This window comes from Weizmannia sp. FSL K6-3076 (genome assembly GCF_038007245.1).
In the GTDB taxonomy this organism is placed as follows: Bacteria; Bacillota; Bacilli; order Bacillales; family Bacillaceae_C; genus Weizmannia; species Weizmannia faecalis.
This window is the reverse complement of record NZ_JBBOWU010000001.1, coordinates 1691858-1705881: the sequence shown is the minus strand read 5'-3', so window position 1 is coordinate 1705881 and position 14024 is coordinate 1691858. Positions and strand designations below refer to the sequence as shown.

At 48.1% G+C, this 14024-nt stretch carries 12 protein-coding genes and 1 pseudogene; 10 read left to right on the top strand and 3 right to left on the bottom strand.

Going from position 1 to position 14024, the window contains the following annotated elements; translation table 11 throughout:
- Nucleotides 1-39 precede the first annotated feature (39 nt).
- Together NSS95_RS07920 and NSS95_RS07915 are read left to right on the top strand one after the other, a co-directional pair.
- Nucleotides 40-627, top strand: a complete 588-nt coding sequence (locus tag NSS95_RS07920; RefSeq protein WP_014098206.1) for a xanthine phosphoribosyltransferase — start codon at nt 40-42, stop codon at nt 625-627.
- Nucleotides 624-1937 carry a nucleobase:cation symporter-2 family protein gene (locus tag NSS95_RS07915; RefSeq protein WP_014098207.1) on the top strand — a complete coding sequence of 438 codons (1314 nt, stop codon included), beginning with the start codon at nt 624-626 and terminating at the stop codon, nt 1935-1937. The genes NSS95_RS07920 and NSS95_RS07915 overlap by 4 nt, the downstream gene beginning before the upstream one ends.
- 46 nt (nt 1938-1983) lie before the next feature.
- Here NSS95_RS07915 and NSS95_RS07910 read toward each other — a convergent pair.
- Nucleotides 1984-2822, bottom strand: a pseudogene (locus tag NSS95_RS07910) (SPFH domain-containing protein).
- Nucleotides 2823-2946: 124 nt separating this feature from the next.
- Nucleotides 2947-3150 (bottom strand): hypothetical protein, encoded by a 204-nt coding sequence (locus NSS95_RS07905; protein WP_014098209.1) that lies wholly within the window; start codon nt 3148-3150, stop codon nt 2947-2949.
- Between the two features lie 165 nt (nt 3151-3315).
- Between NSS95_RS07905 and NSS95_RS07900 the strand changes: the two genes are divergently transcribed.
- From NSS95_RS07900 to glnA, 3 genes are all read left to right on the top strand, one after another.
- Nucleotides 3316-6915: a dynamin family protein gene (locus NSS95_RS07900; RefSeq protein WP_017550446.1), complete on the top strand. Its 3600-nt coding sequence runs from the start codon at nt 3316-3318 to the stop codon at nt 6913-6915.
- 92 nt (nt 6916-7007) lie between these two features.
- Complete coding sequence (locus tag NSS95_RS07895) at nt 7008-7397, top strand: MerR family transcriptional regulator (RefSeq protein ID WP_014098211.1); 390 nt, start codon at nt 7008-7010, stop codon at nt 7395-7397.
- A gap of 69 nt (nt 7398-7466) precedes the next feature.
- Nucleotides 7467-8804 (top strand): type I glutamate--ammonia ligase, encoded by a 1338-nt coding sequence (glnA, locus tag NSS95_RS07890; RefSeq protein WP_014098212.1) that lies wholly within the window; start codon nt 7467-7469, stop codon nt 8802-8804.
- Nucleotides 8805-9022: 218 nt separating this feature from the next.
- On the opposite strand, the gene lexA is transcribed toward glnA, so the two are convergent.
- Nucleotides 9023-9643, bottom strand: coding sequence for a transcriptional repressor LexA (gene lexA, locus NSS95_RS07885; RefSeq protein ID WP_014098213.1), 621 nt, complete (start codon nt 9641-9643; stop codon nt 9023-9025).
- 206 nt (nt 9644-9849) lie between these two features.
- Here lexA and yneA point away from each other — a divergent pair, with 206 nt between their 5' ends.
- The 5 genes from yneA (at nt 9850) to sirA (ending at nt 14011) form a co-directional block, all read left to right on the top strand.
- Nucleotides 9850-10188 carry a cell division suppressor protein YneA gene (gene yneA, locus NSS95_RS07880; protein ID WP_340713852.1) on the top strand — a complete coding sequence of 113 codons (339 nt, stop codon included), beginning with the start codon at nt 9850-9852 and terminating at the stop codon, nt 10186-10188.
- A complete protein-coding gene (locus NSS95_RS07875) occupies nt 10185-10838 on the top strand; it encodes a YneB family resolvase-like protein (protein ID WP_014098215.1) in 654 nt (217 codons plus the stop codon). Before yneA ends, NSS95_RS07875 begins: the two co-directional genes overlap by 4 nt.
- Before the next feature lie 90 nt (nt 10839-10928).
- Entirely contained in the window at nt 10929-11162 is a 234-nt protein-coding gene (locus NSS95_RS07870) for a DUF896 domain-containing protein (RefSeq protein WP_014098216.1), read from the top strand.
- Between the two features lie 118 nt (nt 11163-11280).
- Complete coding sequence (tkt, locus tag NSS95_RS07865; protein ID WP_014098217.1) at nt 11281-13287, top strand: transketolase; 2007 nt, start codon at nt 11281-11283, stop codon at nt 13285-13287.
- Nucleotides 13288-13573: 286 nt separating this feature from the next.
- Nucleotides 13574-14011 (top strand): sporulation inhibitor of replication protein SirA, encoded by a 438-nt coding sequence (gene sirA / locus NSS95_RS07860; protein ID WP_014098218.1) that lies wholly within the window; start codon nt 13574-13576, stop codon nt 14009-14011.
- Nucleotides 14012-14024 lie beyond the last annotated feature (13 nt).

The window sequence follows — 14024 nt, the reverse complement described above, 5'->3', positions numbered from 1 at the left end:
TCAAGATCAATGCAGCGAAGGCAAAGAGGAGGAAAAACATTGAAAGCTTTACAAGAAAAAATTAGAAAAGATGGCATCGTGCTTTCGGACGAGGTGCTGAAAGTGGACGCTTTTTTAAATCATCAGGTCGATCCTGTCCTTATGAAACAGATCGGGGAAACATTTGCCGGGCTGTTTAAGCAGGATGGTGTAACCAAAATTTTGACGCTCGAATCTTCTGGTATTTCGCCCGCATTAATGACAGCACTTGAATTAAACGTTCCGATGGTTTTTGCCCGGAAAAGAAAACCGTTCACGCAGGACGCGGACGTATATGAAGCTTCCGTTCATTCATTTACAAAACAAACAAACCATATCATTTCCGTTTCGCGCGCTTTTTTAAATCAAGCTGACCGGGTGCTTATCGTCGATGATTTTCTCGCAAACGGCCAGGCAGCAGAAGGGCTGATCGATATAATAGACCAGGCGGGGGCTGAACTTTGCGGCATCGGCATTGTGATTGAAAAAGCATTCCAGCCGGGCGGAAAAAGGCTGCGCGACCGGGGCATCCGCGTGGAGTCGCTCGCATCCATCCGGTCGCTTGAAAACGGTACGGTCACATTTCAAGAGGAGGCGCATGCCAAATGAAACCGGAAAAAACGAAAATGACCGTACTGGCGATCCAGCACGTTTTGGCGATGTATGCGGGTGCTGTCATTGTGCCGATTATTACCGGCAGTTCCCTGGGGATGAACAGCAGGCAGCTGACGTATCTTGTTTCCGTTGATATTTTCATGTCAGGCCTTGCGACACTGCTGCAAATCTGGAAAAACCGGTTTTTCGGCATCGGGCTTCCGATTGTGCTCGGCTGCACCTTTACCGCTGTTGGGCCGATGATCGCAATCGGCAAGCAGTACGGCGTTTCAGCTGTGTACGGCGCCATTCTCGTATCAGGGCTGTTTGTCATTTTGATCAGCAAATTTTTCAGCAAGCTGGCCCGCTTTTTCCCGCCAGTTGTAACTGGGTCGGTTGTCACGATTATCGGCGTGACGCTTATTCCGGTTGCCATGAAAGATATGGCGGGCGGAGACGGAAGCAAAGATTTCGGCTCCCTGACCAATATTGCTCTTTCATTCGGCACTTTGCTCATTATTGTCCTTTTGCAGCGGTTTGCAAAAGGGTTTATCCGTTCGATCTCGATTTTAATCGGGCTGGCAATCGGCACCGTCGCGGCTGCATTGTTCGGAAAGGTCAGCTTTGCCCCGGTTGCGGAAGCCTCATGGGTGCATATCGTGCAGCCGTTTTATTTCGGCATGCCGACTTTTGAGTGGAGCGCTTGTATCACGATGATCCTTGTGGCGCTCGTCAGTCTTGTGGAGTCTTCCGGTGTTTACTTCGCTTTAAGCGGGATCACCAAACAGCCGCTCCATGAAGATGACCTTGCGAGGGGTTATCGGGCTGAAGGTCTTGCCGTCATGCTTGGCGGATTATTTAATGCTTTCCCGTACACCGCTTTTTCTCAAAACGTCGGCCTCATCCAGCTTTCGGGCGTGAAATCGAAAAACGTGATGGTACTTGTCGGCTCCTTTTTGCTCCTTTTTGGGCTGATTCCGAAATTAGGCGCCCTAACGACGATTATTCCATCTTCCGTACTCGGCGGGGCGATGATTGCGATGTTCGGGATGGTCATTGCGTCAGGCATCAAAATGCTAAGCAAAGTCGATTTCGCCAATAACGAAAACTTGTTTATCATTGCCTGTTCAATCGGGATTGGCCTTGGCGTCACGGTGGTACCGGATATTTTCAAAGGTTTGCCATCGAATATCCAGCTCCTTACGCAAAGTGGGATTGTCGCAGGCAGTGTGACGGCGATTGTGCTGAATCTTTTTTTCCATATCCTTCCGAATAAACAAGCGGCAAAAGCAAAGGTGAAAAAAGTCGGGACACAGGCATCCTGACAGCATGAAAAAAGCTGAACCGGAATCCGGTTCAGCTTTTTTCGGGTTAATTTAAATCGCCGGTATTGATGACCGGCTGTGCGGCCCGGTCGGATACAATCGAAACCATCAGATTGTTGATCATCACCATTTTCCGCTCTTCGTCCAGTTCAAAGCCGTCTTTTTCCAGTTGCGCAATCGCCATCTGGGCATGCCGACTGCCCCTTCCACGATTTTTTTCCGGGCGGCAAGAATGGCGGAAGCTTGCTGGCGCTGCAGCATGACGCTGGCAATTTCTGTAGAGTAGGCAAGGTGCGTGAGGCGCGCTTCCATAATTTCCACGCCGGCAACGTCAAGGCGCGGCTGGAGTTCCTCTTTTAAATGTTTGGAGACTTCCTCCCCGTTTCCGCGCAGTGAAATTCCTTCTTCCTCCGCGCTGTCATAAGGGTATTTTGTGGCAACATGGCGGAGCGCCGTTTCGCTTTGAATCTCAACAAATTCCTCGTAGTCCTCCACATTAAACACGGCTTTTGCAGCATCCACTACACGGAACACGATGACTGCCGCAATTTCAATCGGATTTCCGTCCACGTCATTCACTTTTAATTTGGCGCTGTTAAAATTCCTTACCCGCAACGAAACGCGCCGCCTTACACTGAGCGGGATCGTTACGTAAAAGCCGCTTTCCCGGATCGCGCCTACATAGCGGCCGAAAAAAGTGACAACCAGCGCCTGATTCGGTTGGATGACACAAATTCCCGAGACAAGCAGGACGCTTATGGCAAGCAGGACAATACCGGCAAAAAAATTGACGGCAAAAAGGAAAAACAAACCTAGAAGCGCGAAAACGACAATCGCTAAAATCCCGAGAAAACCGTTTATGTGCCAGGCTTTCTTTTCGGACATCTTATCCCCACCTCTTTTAATTTCTCTTCACTTCATCATAACATGCCGGCATATTGCCGTCACGCTGAGGCGGGGAAAATCCCGTACTATTTTAACAAAACAAAAAGCCGCCGAAGTGTGGCGGCTACTGCCGGTTTGACTGCCATTCCTGAAAGGAGCCCGTTCCGTTGCATCCGGAACAGTCAAACGGATAAGCGTATTCGTATGCGGCCGGCATGATAAAACCGCGCCCGCCGCAATCCGGACATTTGTTTTGTTCCTGCATCGTGGATATGTATTTTTCACGTCTTGCGGACTGCCAGGCAGAAAGGGAACGAAATAATCCCATCTGCGGTCACCTCCTGATACAGCCATATTATAGGTTTTTTTCCGGAAAATTATCCGCGGCCCGCGGCATTCGCCCAGGCAAGGGAAAAAATGAGTCTAATATAGTATGAATACGATGAAAAATTCGTTAAAATAGAGCTATCAACACACAATGGGGAGTAAAGTGATGGCCAAACTACAGGAAAAAAGCAAAAACACAACACGGATTTTAAGCTTAATTGAACATTTCCGGCAAAACGGGGATGAACAAAGGGTGGAAAAAGCGAAAAACCTGCTGAAAAAAGTCCGCCGCGAAGACTTTCATATCGCGTTTTGCGGGCATTTTTCAGCCGGCAAGTCCACCATGATTAACGCGCTTTTAGGCAGCCGTGTTCTTCCGTCAAGCCCGATTCCGACGAGCGCCAATCTTGTCAAAATTGAAAAGGGGACGGAAGACTGTGCCATCGTTTATGAAAAAGGGGAAGCCCCTTTGATTTTTCACGCGCCGTATGATTTTGAAGTTGTCAAAAATTATTGCAAAAAAGGGCATGTCCAGGAAATTGAAATCACTAAGCCCGATTCCGATTTGCCGGCGGGATTGACGGTGATGGATACGCCGGGTGTCGATTCAACCAACGATGCGCACCGGATTGCCACGGAATCGGCTATTTATATGGCGGATCTTGTCTTTTATGTGATGGATTACAACCATGTCCAGTCGGAACTCAATTTTACCTTTACAAAAGAACTGCTCGATCACGGGCTTGAACTTTATTTAATTATTAACCAGATTGACAAGCACCAGAGCGAAGAGCTGCCGTTTTCCGCATTCCGGCGGGGGGTTGAAAATGCATTTGCATCCTGGCATGTCCAGCCGGGCGGCATTTTTTACACCTCTTTAAAAGACCCGGATCATCCCGATAATGAATTTGGCCGGCTGAAAGCGCTCATTGACCACGCCGTTTCCGAAAAATCCGCCCGACTGGAACGGTCTGTTGAAGCATCCTTAAGCGTCTTGGAAAAAGAGCATGACGACTGGCTTGAAGCGCAGTACGCACCGCAAAAAGCAGCATATGAGGAAGTGCTTGCAAAATATTCGGGCACCGGGAAAACGGAAGCGTACGAAGCGGAACAAGAGTGGCTTGAAAAAGAACGGGCGCTTCTTACCCGCATTGAAAATTGGGATGAGGATACGCGGCAAAAGCTTCAAACGCTTCTGGACGGCGCCTATTTAATGCCGTTTGAAACGAGAGAGAAAGCAAAGGCGTATCTTGAAAGCATGCAAAAAGATTTCCATGCCGGCGGTTTTTTTGCAAAGAAGAAAAAAACCGAAGAAGCAAGAAAACAGCGGCTCCATGATTTCTATGCCGCCCTCGAAGCCAATACCGAAGCACAAATCGACTGGCATCTCCGCCCGCTGGCGCAAGAAGCTTTAAAACCGCTGCATCTTGCTGGCGCGCAAATGCTGGAACAACAGGCCGGCATGCTTAAAGCAGATTTCAGCGAAGCAATGCTCGCCGCCCAGGTAAAAGAGGGTGCACGGCTGACAGGCGACTATATCCTCCATTATTGCGAAAATGTCTCGGATGAAATCAAACGAGCCGCCCGTGAGGCTTGGAACGATTGGAAAGCGCTCGTCCTGAAACAGGCTGCCTTGGAAACGGATGAACAGCTTAAAATGGTTCGGAAAAAGGCCGTGCAGGCAAAAGAACTGGCAGAGGCTTACAGGAATCTCGAAAAAATAGAAAGGCAGCTTGCCGAAAAACGGACTGAATTGAAAGCGCCTGCCGCACATCCGGAACAGCTGCTGGCTGAAATAGAGAAAGAATGGGCGGGTGAAAAGGCGCATTACCGGGTGTATCGCGGGGAAAAGGATGCAAAACAGCCTGAAGAAACCGGCAAGGCTTTAGAAAGCCCGGGCCCGACAGAAAAACAAGCCGGCACATTGCCGCCTGAAACCGTGCTTGCCAAAATAGAGCAGGCGATTACGCTGCTTAAGCACCAGCACGGTTTCGGGCGGTATACCGAAACGCTCAGAACCAAAAGCAGGCGCCTGAAAAACCGCCGCTATACCGTTGCGCTGTTCGGCGCGTTCAGCGCGGGAAAATCGTCTTTTGCAAACGCGCTTGCCGGCGAAAAAGTACTGCCGGTTTCACCGAATCCCACCACAGCGGCCATTTGCAGGATCTGCCCGCCTGATGCGGCACATCCGCATAAAACAGCAGCCGTAAAGCTGAAAACGGAGGCGCAGATGCTGGAAGATGTAAACAAGTCGCTCGCTGTTTTCGGGCATAGTTGCCGTTCGTTCGGAGAAGCGCTTGAAAAAATTGAAACTTTACAAGCAAAAGAAACGGGCAAAGCAAACGAAAAAGTCCATTTATCTTTTTTGCGTGCCTTTGCGAAAGGCTTCCCTGATTTTAACGGGCGGGACGGACAGAACTTGAATGTCGGAATGGAAGCGTTCCGCCGGTTTGTTGCCGATGAAACCCAGTCTTGTTTTGTTGAATCCATTGATTTGTTTTATGATTGCCCGTTCACAAGACTTGGCATTACGCTTGTCGATACGCCCGGAGCCGACTCGATCAATGCCCGGCATACCGGCGTAGCATTTGAATATATTAAAGACTCGGATGCGGTTTTCTTCGTCACATACTACAACCATGCCTTCGCGCGCGCAGACAGGGAATTTCTCATCCAGCTCGGGCGGGTAAAAGAAGCATTTGAACTGGATAAGATGTTTTTTATTGTCAATGCGATTGATCTTGCCTCGTCCGGCGAAGAATATAAAGAAGTGATGGACTATGTCAGGGGTCAACTGCTCCATTTCGGCATCCGCAATCCGCGCCTTTATGGTGTATCAAGCCTGCTTGCGCTTTCAGGCAGGCGGGAGGAAGCGAAAATGGCCGAATTTGAAGCGGGCTTCCGCCAATTTCTCGACCATGATTTGCTGAATATGGTGCTTCAGTCTGCACAAAACGAGCTGGAACGCGGCCTTGCCATGGTGGATGCCGTGATCCGCGATGCCAATGAATCGATTGAAACAAAGAAAGCGAAACGGGAACTTCTCCGGAAACGGCGGGAAGAGGCAGAAGCCATTTTGAAAAATACAAAGCCGGCGTTTTTCACGGACAGCTTCATGCAGGAGCAGAAGGAGCTGCTCTATTACGTAAAACAGCGCGTTTTCTACCGCTTCGCCGACTTTTTCAAGGAAGCTTTTAATCCGGCAACGGTGAAGGCAGCGAAAGATTTGCCGGGCGCCCTTCAAGAGCTTGCAGAACTCGTTGGCTATGATTTTGCGCAGGAGATGCGGGCGACAAATGTAAGGCTTGAAGCCCATTGCCGGAAATTATTCACATTGCAAAGCGCGGAATGGAACAGGGAGATGAAACGTTTGCTTCCTGATTTGTCTGTCAGCACGTTTGAAGCGGGCGCACACGCTACGCCTGATTTTCCTGCGGCCTTTTCGGAAACGGATTTGGAACCGTTTGAAAAGGCATTCCGCCATTTTAAAAATGCGCGCACTTTTTTTGAAAAAGGGGGAAAAGCCGGCATGCAGGAAGAACTGCAGGCGATGTTTGAACCGCTTGCGCAGCAGTATCTTGACGTGCAAGGAGAAAAGCTTGCCGGTTCGTTCCGCTCATGGCTGGAGGAAGAGTTTGCGAAAATGCAATCGGAAGCTTTACTCGATATTGCCGAACAGTTCGATGCCCGTCTTGAAGCCCTTGAAGAAAGTGTGAACGTGGCAGAATGGATGGAAATCCGCGAAAAACTCGTTTTGCCTTCCTGAGGATAAAAAATGATGTGAGAAAATATAACATTTTGTTGACAAAAAAACTCACATGGAATATAGTAAAAATATAAAGAAAAGGAGCGTATAACATGGGTCGAAAAGAAATCCGCCGTTCGATGCCGCTTTTGCCGATCGGAACCGTTATGAAGCTAACAGATTTATCGGCCCGGCAGATCCGCTATTATGAAGAACACGAGCTGATTACACCGGCAAGAACGGAAGGCAATCGCCGCCTTTATTCTTTAAATGATGTCGACCGGCTTCTTGATATTAAAGATTTGCTGGATCAGGGGATCAATATTGCAGGCATCAAAAAAATCTTATTGATGAACGACCGCCGCGGAACCGGGCCGGTACTCGTCAAAAATCATGTAACGGATGAAGAAATCCGCAAACGGCTTCGCCAGGAACTGCTGCAGGCCGGCCGTTTTCAAAGACCGAGCCAGCGGTTGTCCGATGCGCCCCGGTTTTTCCATTAACATTGTTGAAAAGCTAGTTTTATAGCTTAGATATATACTTTTTATTGCCTAAAGGGAGGAATACTGTTCATGCCTAAGTTTACACGTGAAGATATTTTGAAGAATGCCGAAGAACAAAATGTGAAATTCATCCGCTTGCAGTTCACGGATATTTTGGGGACGATTAAAAACGTGGAAATCCCGCTCAGCCAGCTTGAAAAAGCGCTCGACAATAAAATCATGTTCGACGGCTCTTCGATTGAAGGGTTTGTCCGGATTGAAGAATCGGATATGTATCTGTATCCGGACTATGATACATGGGTCATTTTCCCGTGGACCGCTGAGAAAGGGAAAGTCGCCCGTCTGATTTGCGATATTTATAATCCGGACGGCACCCCGTTTGAAGGTGATCCGCGGAATAATTTGAAACGGGTATTGAAAGAAATGGAAGAACTTGGCTTCACGAGTTTTAATCTTGGGCCTGAACCGGAATTCTTCCTCTTCAAGCTGAATGAAAAAAATGAACCGACACTGGAGCTGAACGACAACGGCGGCTATTTTGACCTGGCGCCGACGGACCTTGGCGAAAACTGCCGGCGCGACATCGTATTGGAACTCGAGGAAATGGGCTTTGAAATTGAAGCGTCCCACCATGAAGTTGCACCCGGCCAGCACGAAATTGATTTTAAATATGCGGATGCAGTCAGGGCATGCGACAATATCCAGACCTTTAAACTGGTGGTCAAGACGATTGCACGCAAACATGGCCTGCATGCGACGTTTATGCCGAAACCGTTGTTTGGCGTGAACGGTTCCGGGATGCACACCAATCTTTCGCTTTTTAAAGGAAAAGAAAATGCATTCTATGACCCGAACGATGCAGAACTGCAGCTGAGCGATACGGCATACCAGTTCATTGCCGGCATTATGAAGCATGCTTCGAACTTTACGGCTGTCACGAATCCGACGGTGAACTCCTATAAACGGCTTGTGCCGGGTTATGAAGCGCCTTGTTATGTTGCCTGGTCCGCTCGCAACCGCAGCCCGCTCATGCGGATTCCGGCTTCCCGCGGTTTAAGCACGCGCGTTGAGGTGCGCAGCGTTGACCCGTCTGCCAATCCGTATCTCGCGCTCGCCGTCCTGTTAAAAGCAGGGCTTGACGGCATCGCGAACAAATTGCAGGCGCCGGAACCGGTCGACCGCAACATCTATGTCATGACGAAAGAAGAAAGAGAAGAAGCCGGCATTGTCGACCTCCCGGGCACACTGCTGCAGGCGCTGGAAAACTTAAAATCGGATGATGTAATGGTAGACGCCCTTGGCGATCACATTCTCGAACACTTCCTTGAAGCTAAGGAAATTGAATGGGATATGTTCCGCACACAAGTCCACCAATGGGAACGCGACCAGTATATCGAAATGTATTAAGCAAGAAACCCCTTGAAGCGTAAGGCTTTGAGGGGTTTTTGTTTATCGGGCATTTTTGCGTCGAACGCCCAGAAAAACAAAATGCCCATTAATTGCCCCGATTTTTCCTTCGAAAATAGATTGGAAGCCCAGAAATCCTCAAGTGTCACAGGCATTTTTGCCATCAAACTCGCATATGCTCTATTAAAAAAGAAGCAGCCGAAACTGCTTCTTTTTGATCAGTGCACCATTTGCCTGTACAGCCCGATGACAACGCCGAGAATGGTGACGTTTTTCAATATGATCGGTTCCATTGTCTGGTTTTCAGGTTGCAGCCGGAAGTAGTCTTTTTCCTTGAAAAATCTTTTTACTGTCGCTTCATTTTCATCTGTCATAGCGACCACGATATCTCCGTTGTTTGCCGTCTGCTGGGAGCGGACAATCACATAATCGCCGTTTAAAATCCCGGCATCCACCATGCTGTCCCCTTCAATTTCCAGCATGTAGACGGACTCGTCAGACGGGACAAGATGTTCCGGAAGCGGAAAATACTCTTCAATATTTTCTACAGCGGTAATCGGTATGCCTGCTGTTACTTTTCCGACAACAGGCACATTGACAACATTTTGGGCCGGTATTTCTTCATCATGGTCCAAAATTTCAATCGCTCTCGGCTTTGTAGGGTCGCGCCTGATCAACCCCTTGCTTTCAAGCCTTGCGAGATGGCCATGGACAGTTGAACTGGAAGCAAGTCCGACTGCCTGGCCGATTTCCCGCACGGAAGGGGGATAACCTTTTGTTTTTACTTCATGCTTGATGAAATCAAGTATCGCCTGTTGCCGTTTTGATAGTTTTGCCATTCTATTCACCTCGTCACAGTTTTGTTTGGCACCCGCGCTGCGTATGGGGACGTTTACGGGAGGAATGCCATTATTTGCTATTATTATATCACATTGCAGCAGATAAAACAAACGTAAGTTCGAAAAAATGTTGACGAAAAACAGGCGTTCGTTTTATAATAGAACTGGTGATTGGACGAACGAATATTCGCGGGAGGAAGATGGAGATGTCACGATTATGGAAAAAGTATAACTATGTTATGATTTTAGCAGGGCTTACGCTTGTTTTCGGATTTTTCATGATTGGAAGTCTGCGGGATCCATCCCCACACTATATCAAAATCAGCGTCACAGGGGGCGATACGCTTTGGAACATCGCCGGGCAGTATGCGGAAAAGGGCAAAATGTCGAGGGAAGCATTTATCAGCTGGGTTGAGCGTCATAATGATATTGACGGCAACATGATCAAAGCCGGCGAAAAAATTGTCATTCCAATAGAAAAAAATGAATTCAGCGATGATAATAGGGAACTTGCGATGAAATCACAACGGGAGACGAAAAAATGAAAGTTGTTTTATATTGCAGAGTAAGCACGGAAAAAGAAAGCCAGGAAACTTCCTTGGCGAGGCAGCGGGAAGAGCTGGAGAAGCTTTCGGATTCCCACGGTTTTCAAGTGGCCGGGGTGATCTGTGACCGGGCAAGCGGCTATGACCTGGACAGGCCCGGCATCCTTGATCTTCTTGATACGATTGAAAATGAAAAGATTGACGCCGTACTGGTGCAGGATGAAACACGGATCGGAAGAGGAAATGCAAAAATTGCATTGCTTCATTTTTTATATAAAAAAGGGATTAAAGTATATTGTTATGCGCAAAACGGAGAATTGGAGCTTTCGGAATCTGATTCAATGGTGCTGAAAATTGTCAGCATGGTTGAAGAGTATCAGCGAAAGCTGCATAACTTAAAAATTAAAAGGGGAATGGAGCGTGCAGTCAAAAACGGCTACCGTCCGGAAAAAAATTTAAAAGGGAAGCGGAATCCGGACGGCAGGGAGCGAAAGGAAGTGCCGGTTGAAGAAATTATCCGCCTGCGGGATAACGGCTTGACTTTTCAAGAAATTGCTGCGACTATGCGCGGTTTCGGCTACCAAGTTTCAAAAGCAACCGTCCACCGGCGTTACAGGGAATATATGGAGGAAACGGGGCATGATAAATAGTATCAAAACCGTTTCACGGGTGCGCTTTCGTTGCAGGCGGGTCCATATTTTAGTAAGATGGCATCAATTACGGATAAAAGGAGAGAAAATATGCTTTCAAAAGAAAAAATGGCAAGGATTAACGAATTGGCGAAAAAAGCGAAAACCGGCGCCCTGACAAGTGAAGAAGCAAAGGAACAGTCAAAATTGCGAAGCGAGTATTTGCAGGCGTTCCGCTCTTCATTCAGAAAAACGATTGAAAATGTCCGTGTGCTTGACCCGGCTGGCCAGGACGTTACCCCGGAAAAAATTAAGCAAATTCAAACAAAAAGAAAGCTGCACTAAAAAGGAAACCATCCTGCTTTTTTCTTACAAAATCCATACAAAATGGTAAAAGAGTTGTGTTATGGGTTTCACTTGCCTTAATATAGAGTTGTAACCCATGAAGAAAGGATGTTAACAGATGTTTGATAAAACGGACGAACTGGCAGTCACAACAATCCGAACATTGTCCATTGACGCCATCGAAAAAGCAAAATCCGGTCATCCGGGGCTTCCGATGGGGGCTGCACCAATGGCATACACCCTCTGGACAAGATATTTGAACCATAATCCGGAAAACCCGCACTGGTTTAACCGGGACCGTTTCGTATTATCCGCAGGGCATGGTTCCATGCTGCTCTATAGCCTGCTCCATTTATCCGGTTATGCATTAAGCATGGATGATATTAAAAATTTCCGGCAATATGGCAGCAAAACCCCGGGTCATCCGGAATACGGGCATACGGAAGGCGTGGAAGCAACGACCGGTCCGCTCGGGCAGGGGATTGCCATGTCAGTCGGAATGGCGATGGCAGAACGGCATCTGGCGGCTGTATACAATAAAGAAAATTTCCCTGTCATTGACCATTATACATATGCTTTATGCGGAGATGGCGACTTAATGGAAGGCGTATCTGCCGAAGCTGCTTCATTGGCGGGACACTTAAAATTGGGACGTCTCATTGTATTGTACGATTCCAATGACATTTCCCTTGACGGCGACTTAAATAAGGCCTTTTCCGAAAGTGTTGCCGACCGGTTTAAAGCATACGGCTGGCAGTATTTGCGGGTTGAAGACGGGAATGATATGGCACAGGTCGCAAAAGCGATCGAGGAAGCAAAGGCGGATACAAGTCGGCCGACACTCATTGAAGTGAAAACGATCATCGGTTACGGTTCTCCAAACAAATCCGGGAAATCGGCTGCCCACGGCGCCCCGCTCGGAGAAGATGAACTGAAACTAACGAAAGAAGCGTATAAATGGACATTTGAAGAAGACTTCTATGTTCCGGATGAAGTTTACGCACGGTTCCGTGAATTGGTTGTGGAAAATGGCGTGAAAAAGGAACAGGAGTGGGCGTCCCTGTTTGAGGCCTATGAAAAACAATACCCGCAGCTTGCGGCTGAACTAAAACAGGCGATAAAAGGCGGGCTGCCGGATGGATGGGACAAGGACATTCCGGTCTATGAAGAAGGCAAAACCCTTGCCAGCCGTGCGGCAAGCGGGGAAGTGCTAAATGCCGTCTCCAAACATTTGCCGTCTTTGTTCGGGGGATCTGCAGACCTTGCCGGATCCAACAATACGCGGCTGAAAGAAGACAAGGACTATATGCCGGATGCCTATGAAGGGCGCAATATTTGGTTCGGTGTCCGCGAATTTGCGATGGGCGCAGCCATGAACGGTATGGCGCTTCATGGTGGTGTCCATGTATACGGCGGCACGTTCTTTGTTTTCTCGGATTATTTGCGTCCTGCCATCCGCCTAGCTGCTCTTATGGGCCTTCCGGTAACGTACGTCTTTACGCATGACAGTATCGCTGTCGGGGAAGACGGTCCGACACATGAACCGGTTGAACAGCTTCCTTCTTTAAGAGCGATGCCGGGCTTGTCGGTCATCCGCCCCGCGGACGGCAATGAAACGGCGGCTGCCTGGCGCCTTGCTCTGTCATCTGAAAACCATCCGACAGCGCTTGTTTTGACGCGCCAAGGGCTGCCAACCTTGAAAGGGACGTCTGAAAAAGCGTTGGAAGGCGTTTCAAAAGGTGCCTATGTCGTGTCCCCTGCACAAAAAGAAACGGCTGACGTTCTCCTTCTTGCCAGCGGGTCGGAAGTCCATCTGGCTGTGCTCGCGCAACAGCAATTGGCGGAACAAAAGATTGATGCTGCTGTTGTCAGCATGCCGTCATGGGACCGTTTTGAACAGCAAAGCAAAGCATACAAAGAATCCGTATTGCCGGCACAGGTGAAAAAACGCCTTGCCATTGAAATGGCTTCACCATTCGGCTGGGAAAGGTATACCGGGGATGAAGGCGATATTTTGTCGGTTAATACGTTTGGCGCCAGCGGAAACGGTAAAACCGTTATGGAAAAATACGGATTTACCGTTGAAAATGTTGTGGCACGTGTAAAAAAATTATTGGGCATGTAATCGTTCCGGGCCTGCTTTTGCGGTATTCGCGAAAGCAGGCTCATTTTTTATGCAGGAAGGGTATAAGAAAAGGGGGACTAAAAGTGCGGGGGCTGAGCTGAATGGCTTTTCCCTTGGATGCTACCGCATAATCGGCAGCGCGTTGATGTATTTACGCTTATTTTCTTGTCTGTACATGCAATCAAATGTTTCAAACTCATTTTTTAAATTTTGTTACAACAAACGACAACTTTTTTGAGGCCCGTCCATTATAGTGAAGGTAACAAAGTTGCGGGAGTGAGATCATATGCGGTCCTATTCTATCTATCTGATAAAAGAGGAGTTTGCACAATATTATTACGGCAGGGAACGAATGTTTTTTAATCTTTTTCACCAGTATGCGCACGTTTCCGGAAGTTTGAAAAATGTCCTCAGCAGACAGATCCATTATATTACAAAGCCGATTCCGCTCTTGTCTGTCCATCATGTCTTGCAGCCGTTATTTTCTGACACCAGCAACATGACGAAAACAGGCGCTTGCCAACTTCTTTCAAAGAAAGAGGGGCAGGTGCTGGAAGTGACCATAGAAGAAAGAATGCTCCAGCTGAACGTATACGGGAGTTATGATACAGAAACCGCCGTTTTTGAAATTCTGAGGAACTTTAAAGGAGATTTGCTTGCAATCGATTATGACCATAAACGATTCGGCTGGATAAAACCGGTTAAAGAAAGAAAATTCGTGTGAGAAGAAAACAAGT

What these genes read in the sequence shown, in the direction of transcription:
- NSS95_RS07915 (WP_014098207.1), top strand. Translation starts at nt 624, where the DNA reads ATGAAACCGGAAAAAACGAAAATGACCGTACTGGCGATCCAGCACGTT.
- NSS95_RS07905 (WP_014098209.1), bottom strand. Translation starts at nt 3,150, where the DNA reads ATGGGATTATTTCGTTCCCTTTCTGCCTGGCAGTCCGCAAGACGTGAA.
- NSS95_RS07900 (WP_017550446.1), top strand. Translation starts at nt 3,316, where the DNA reads ATGGCCAAACTACAGGAAAAAAGCAAAAACACAACACGGATTTTAAGC.
- NSS95_RS07895 (WP_014098211.1), top strand. Translation starts at nt 7,008, where the DNA reads ATGGGTCGAAAAGAAATCCGCCGTTCGATGCCGCTTTTGCCGATCGGA.
- glnA (WP_014098212.1), top strand. Translation starts at nt 7,467, where the DNA reads ATGCCTAAGTTTACACGTGAAGATATTTTGAAGAATGCCGAAGAACAA.
- lexA (WP_014098213.1), bottom strand. Translation starts at nt 9,643, where the DNA reads ATGGCAAAACTATCAAAACGGCAACAGGCGATACTTGATTTCATCAAG.
- yneA (WP_340713852.1), top strand. Translation starts at nt 9,850, where the DNA reads ATGTCACGATTATGGAAAAAGTATAACTATGTTATGATTTTAGCAGGG.
- NSS95_RS07875 (WP_014098215.1), top strand. Translation starts at nt 10,185, where the DNA reads ATGAAAGTTGTTTTATATTGCAGAGTAAGCACGGAAAAAGAAAGCCAG.
- NSS95_RS07870 (WP_014098216.1), top strand. Translation starts at nt 10,929, where the DNA reads ATGCTTTCAAAAGAAAAAATGGCAAGGATTAACGAATTGGCGAAAAAA.
- tkt (WP_014098217.1), top strand. Translation starts at nt 11,281, where the DNA reads ATGTTTGATAAAACGGACGAACTGGCAGTCACAACAATCCGAACATTG.
- sirA (WP_014098218.1), top strand. Translation starts at nt 13,574, where the DNA reads ATGCGGTCCTATTCTATCTATCTGATAAAAGAGGAGTTTGCACAATAT.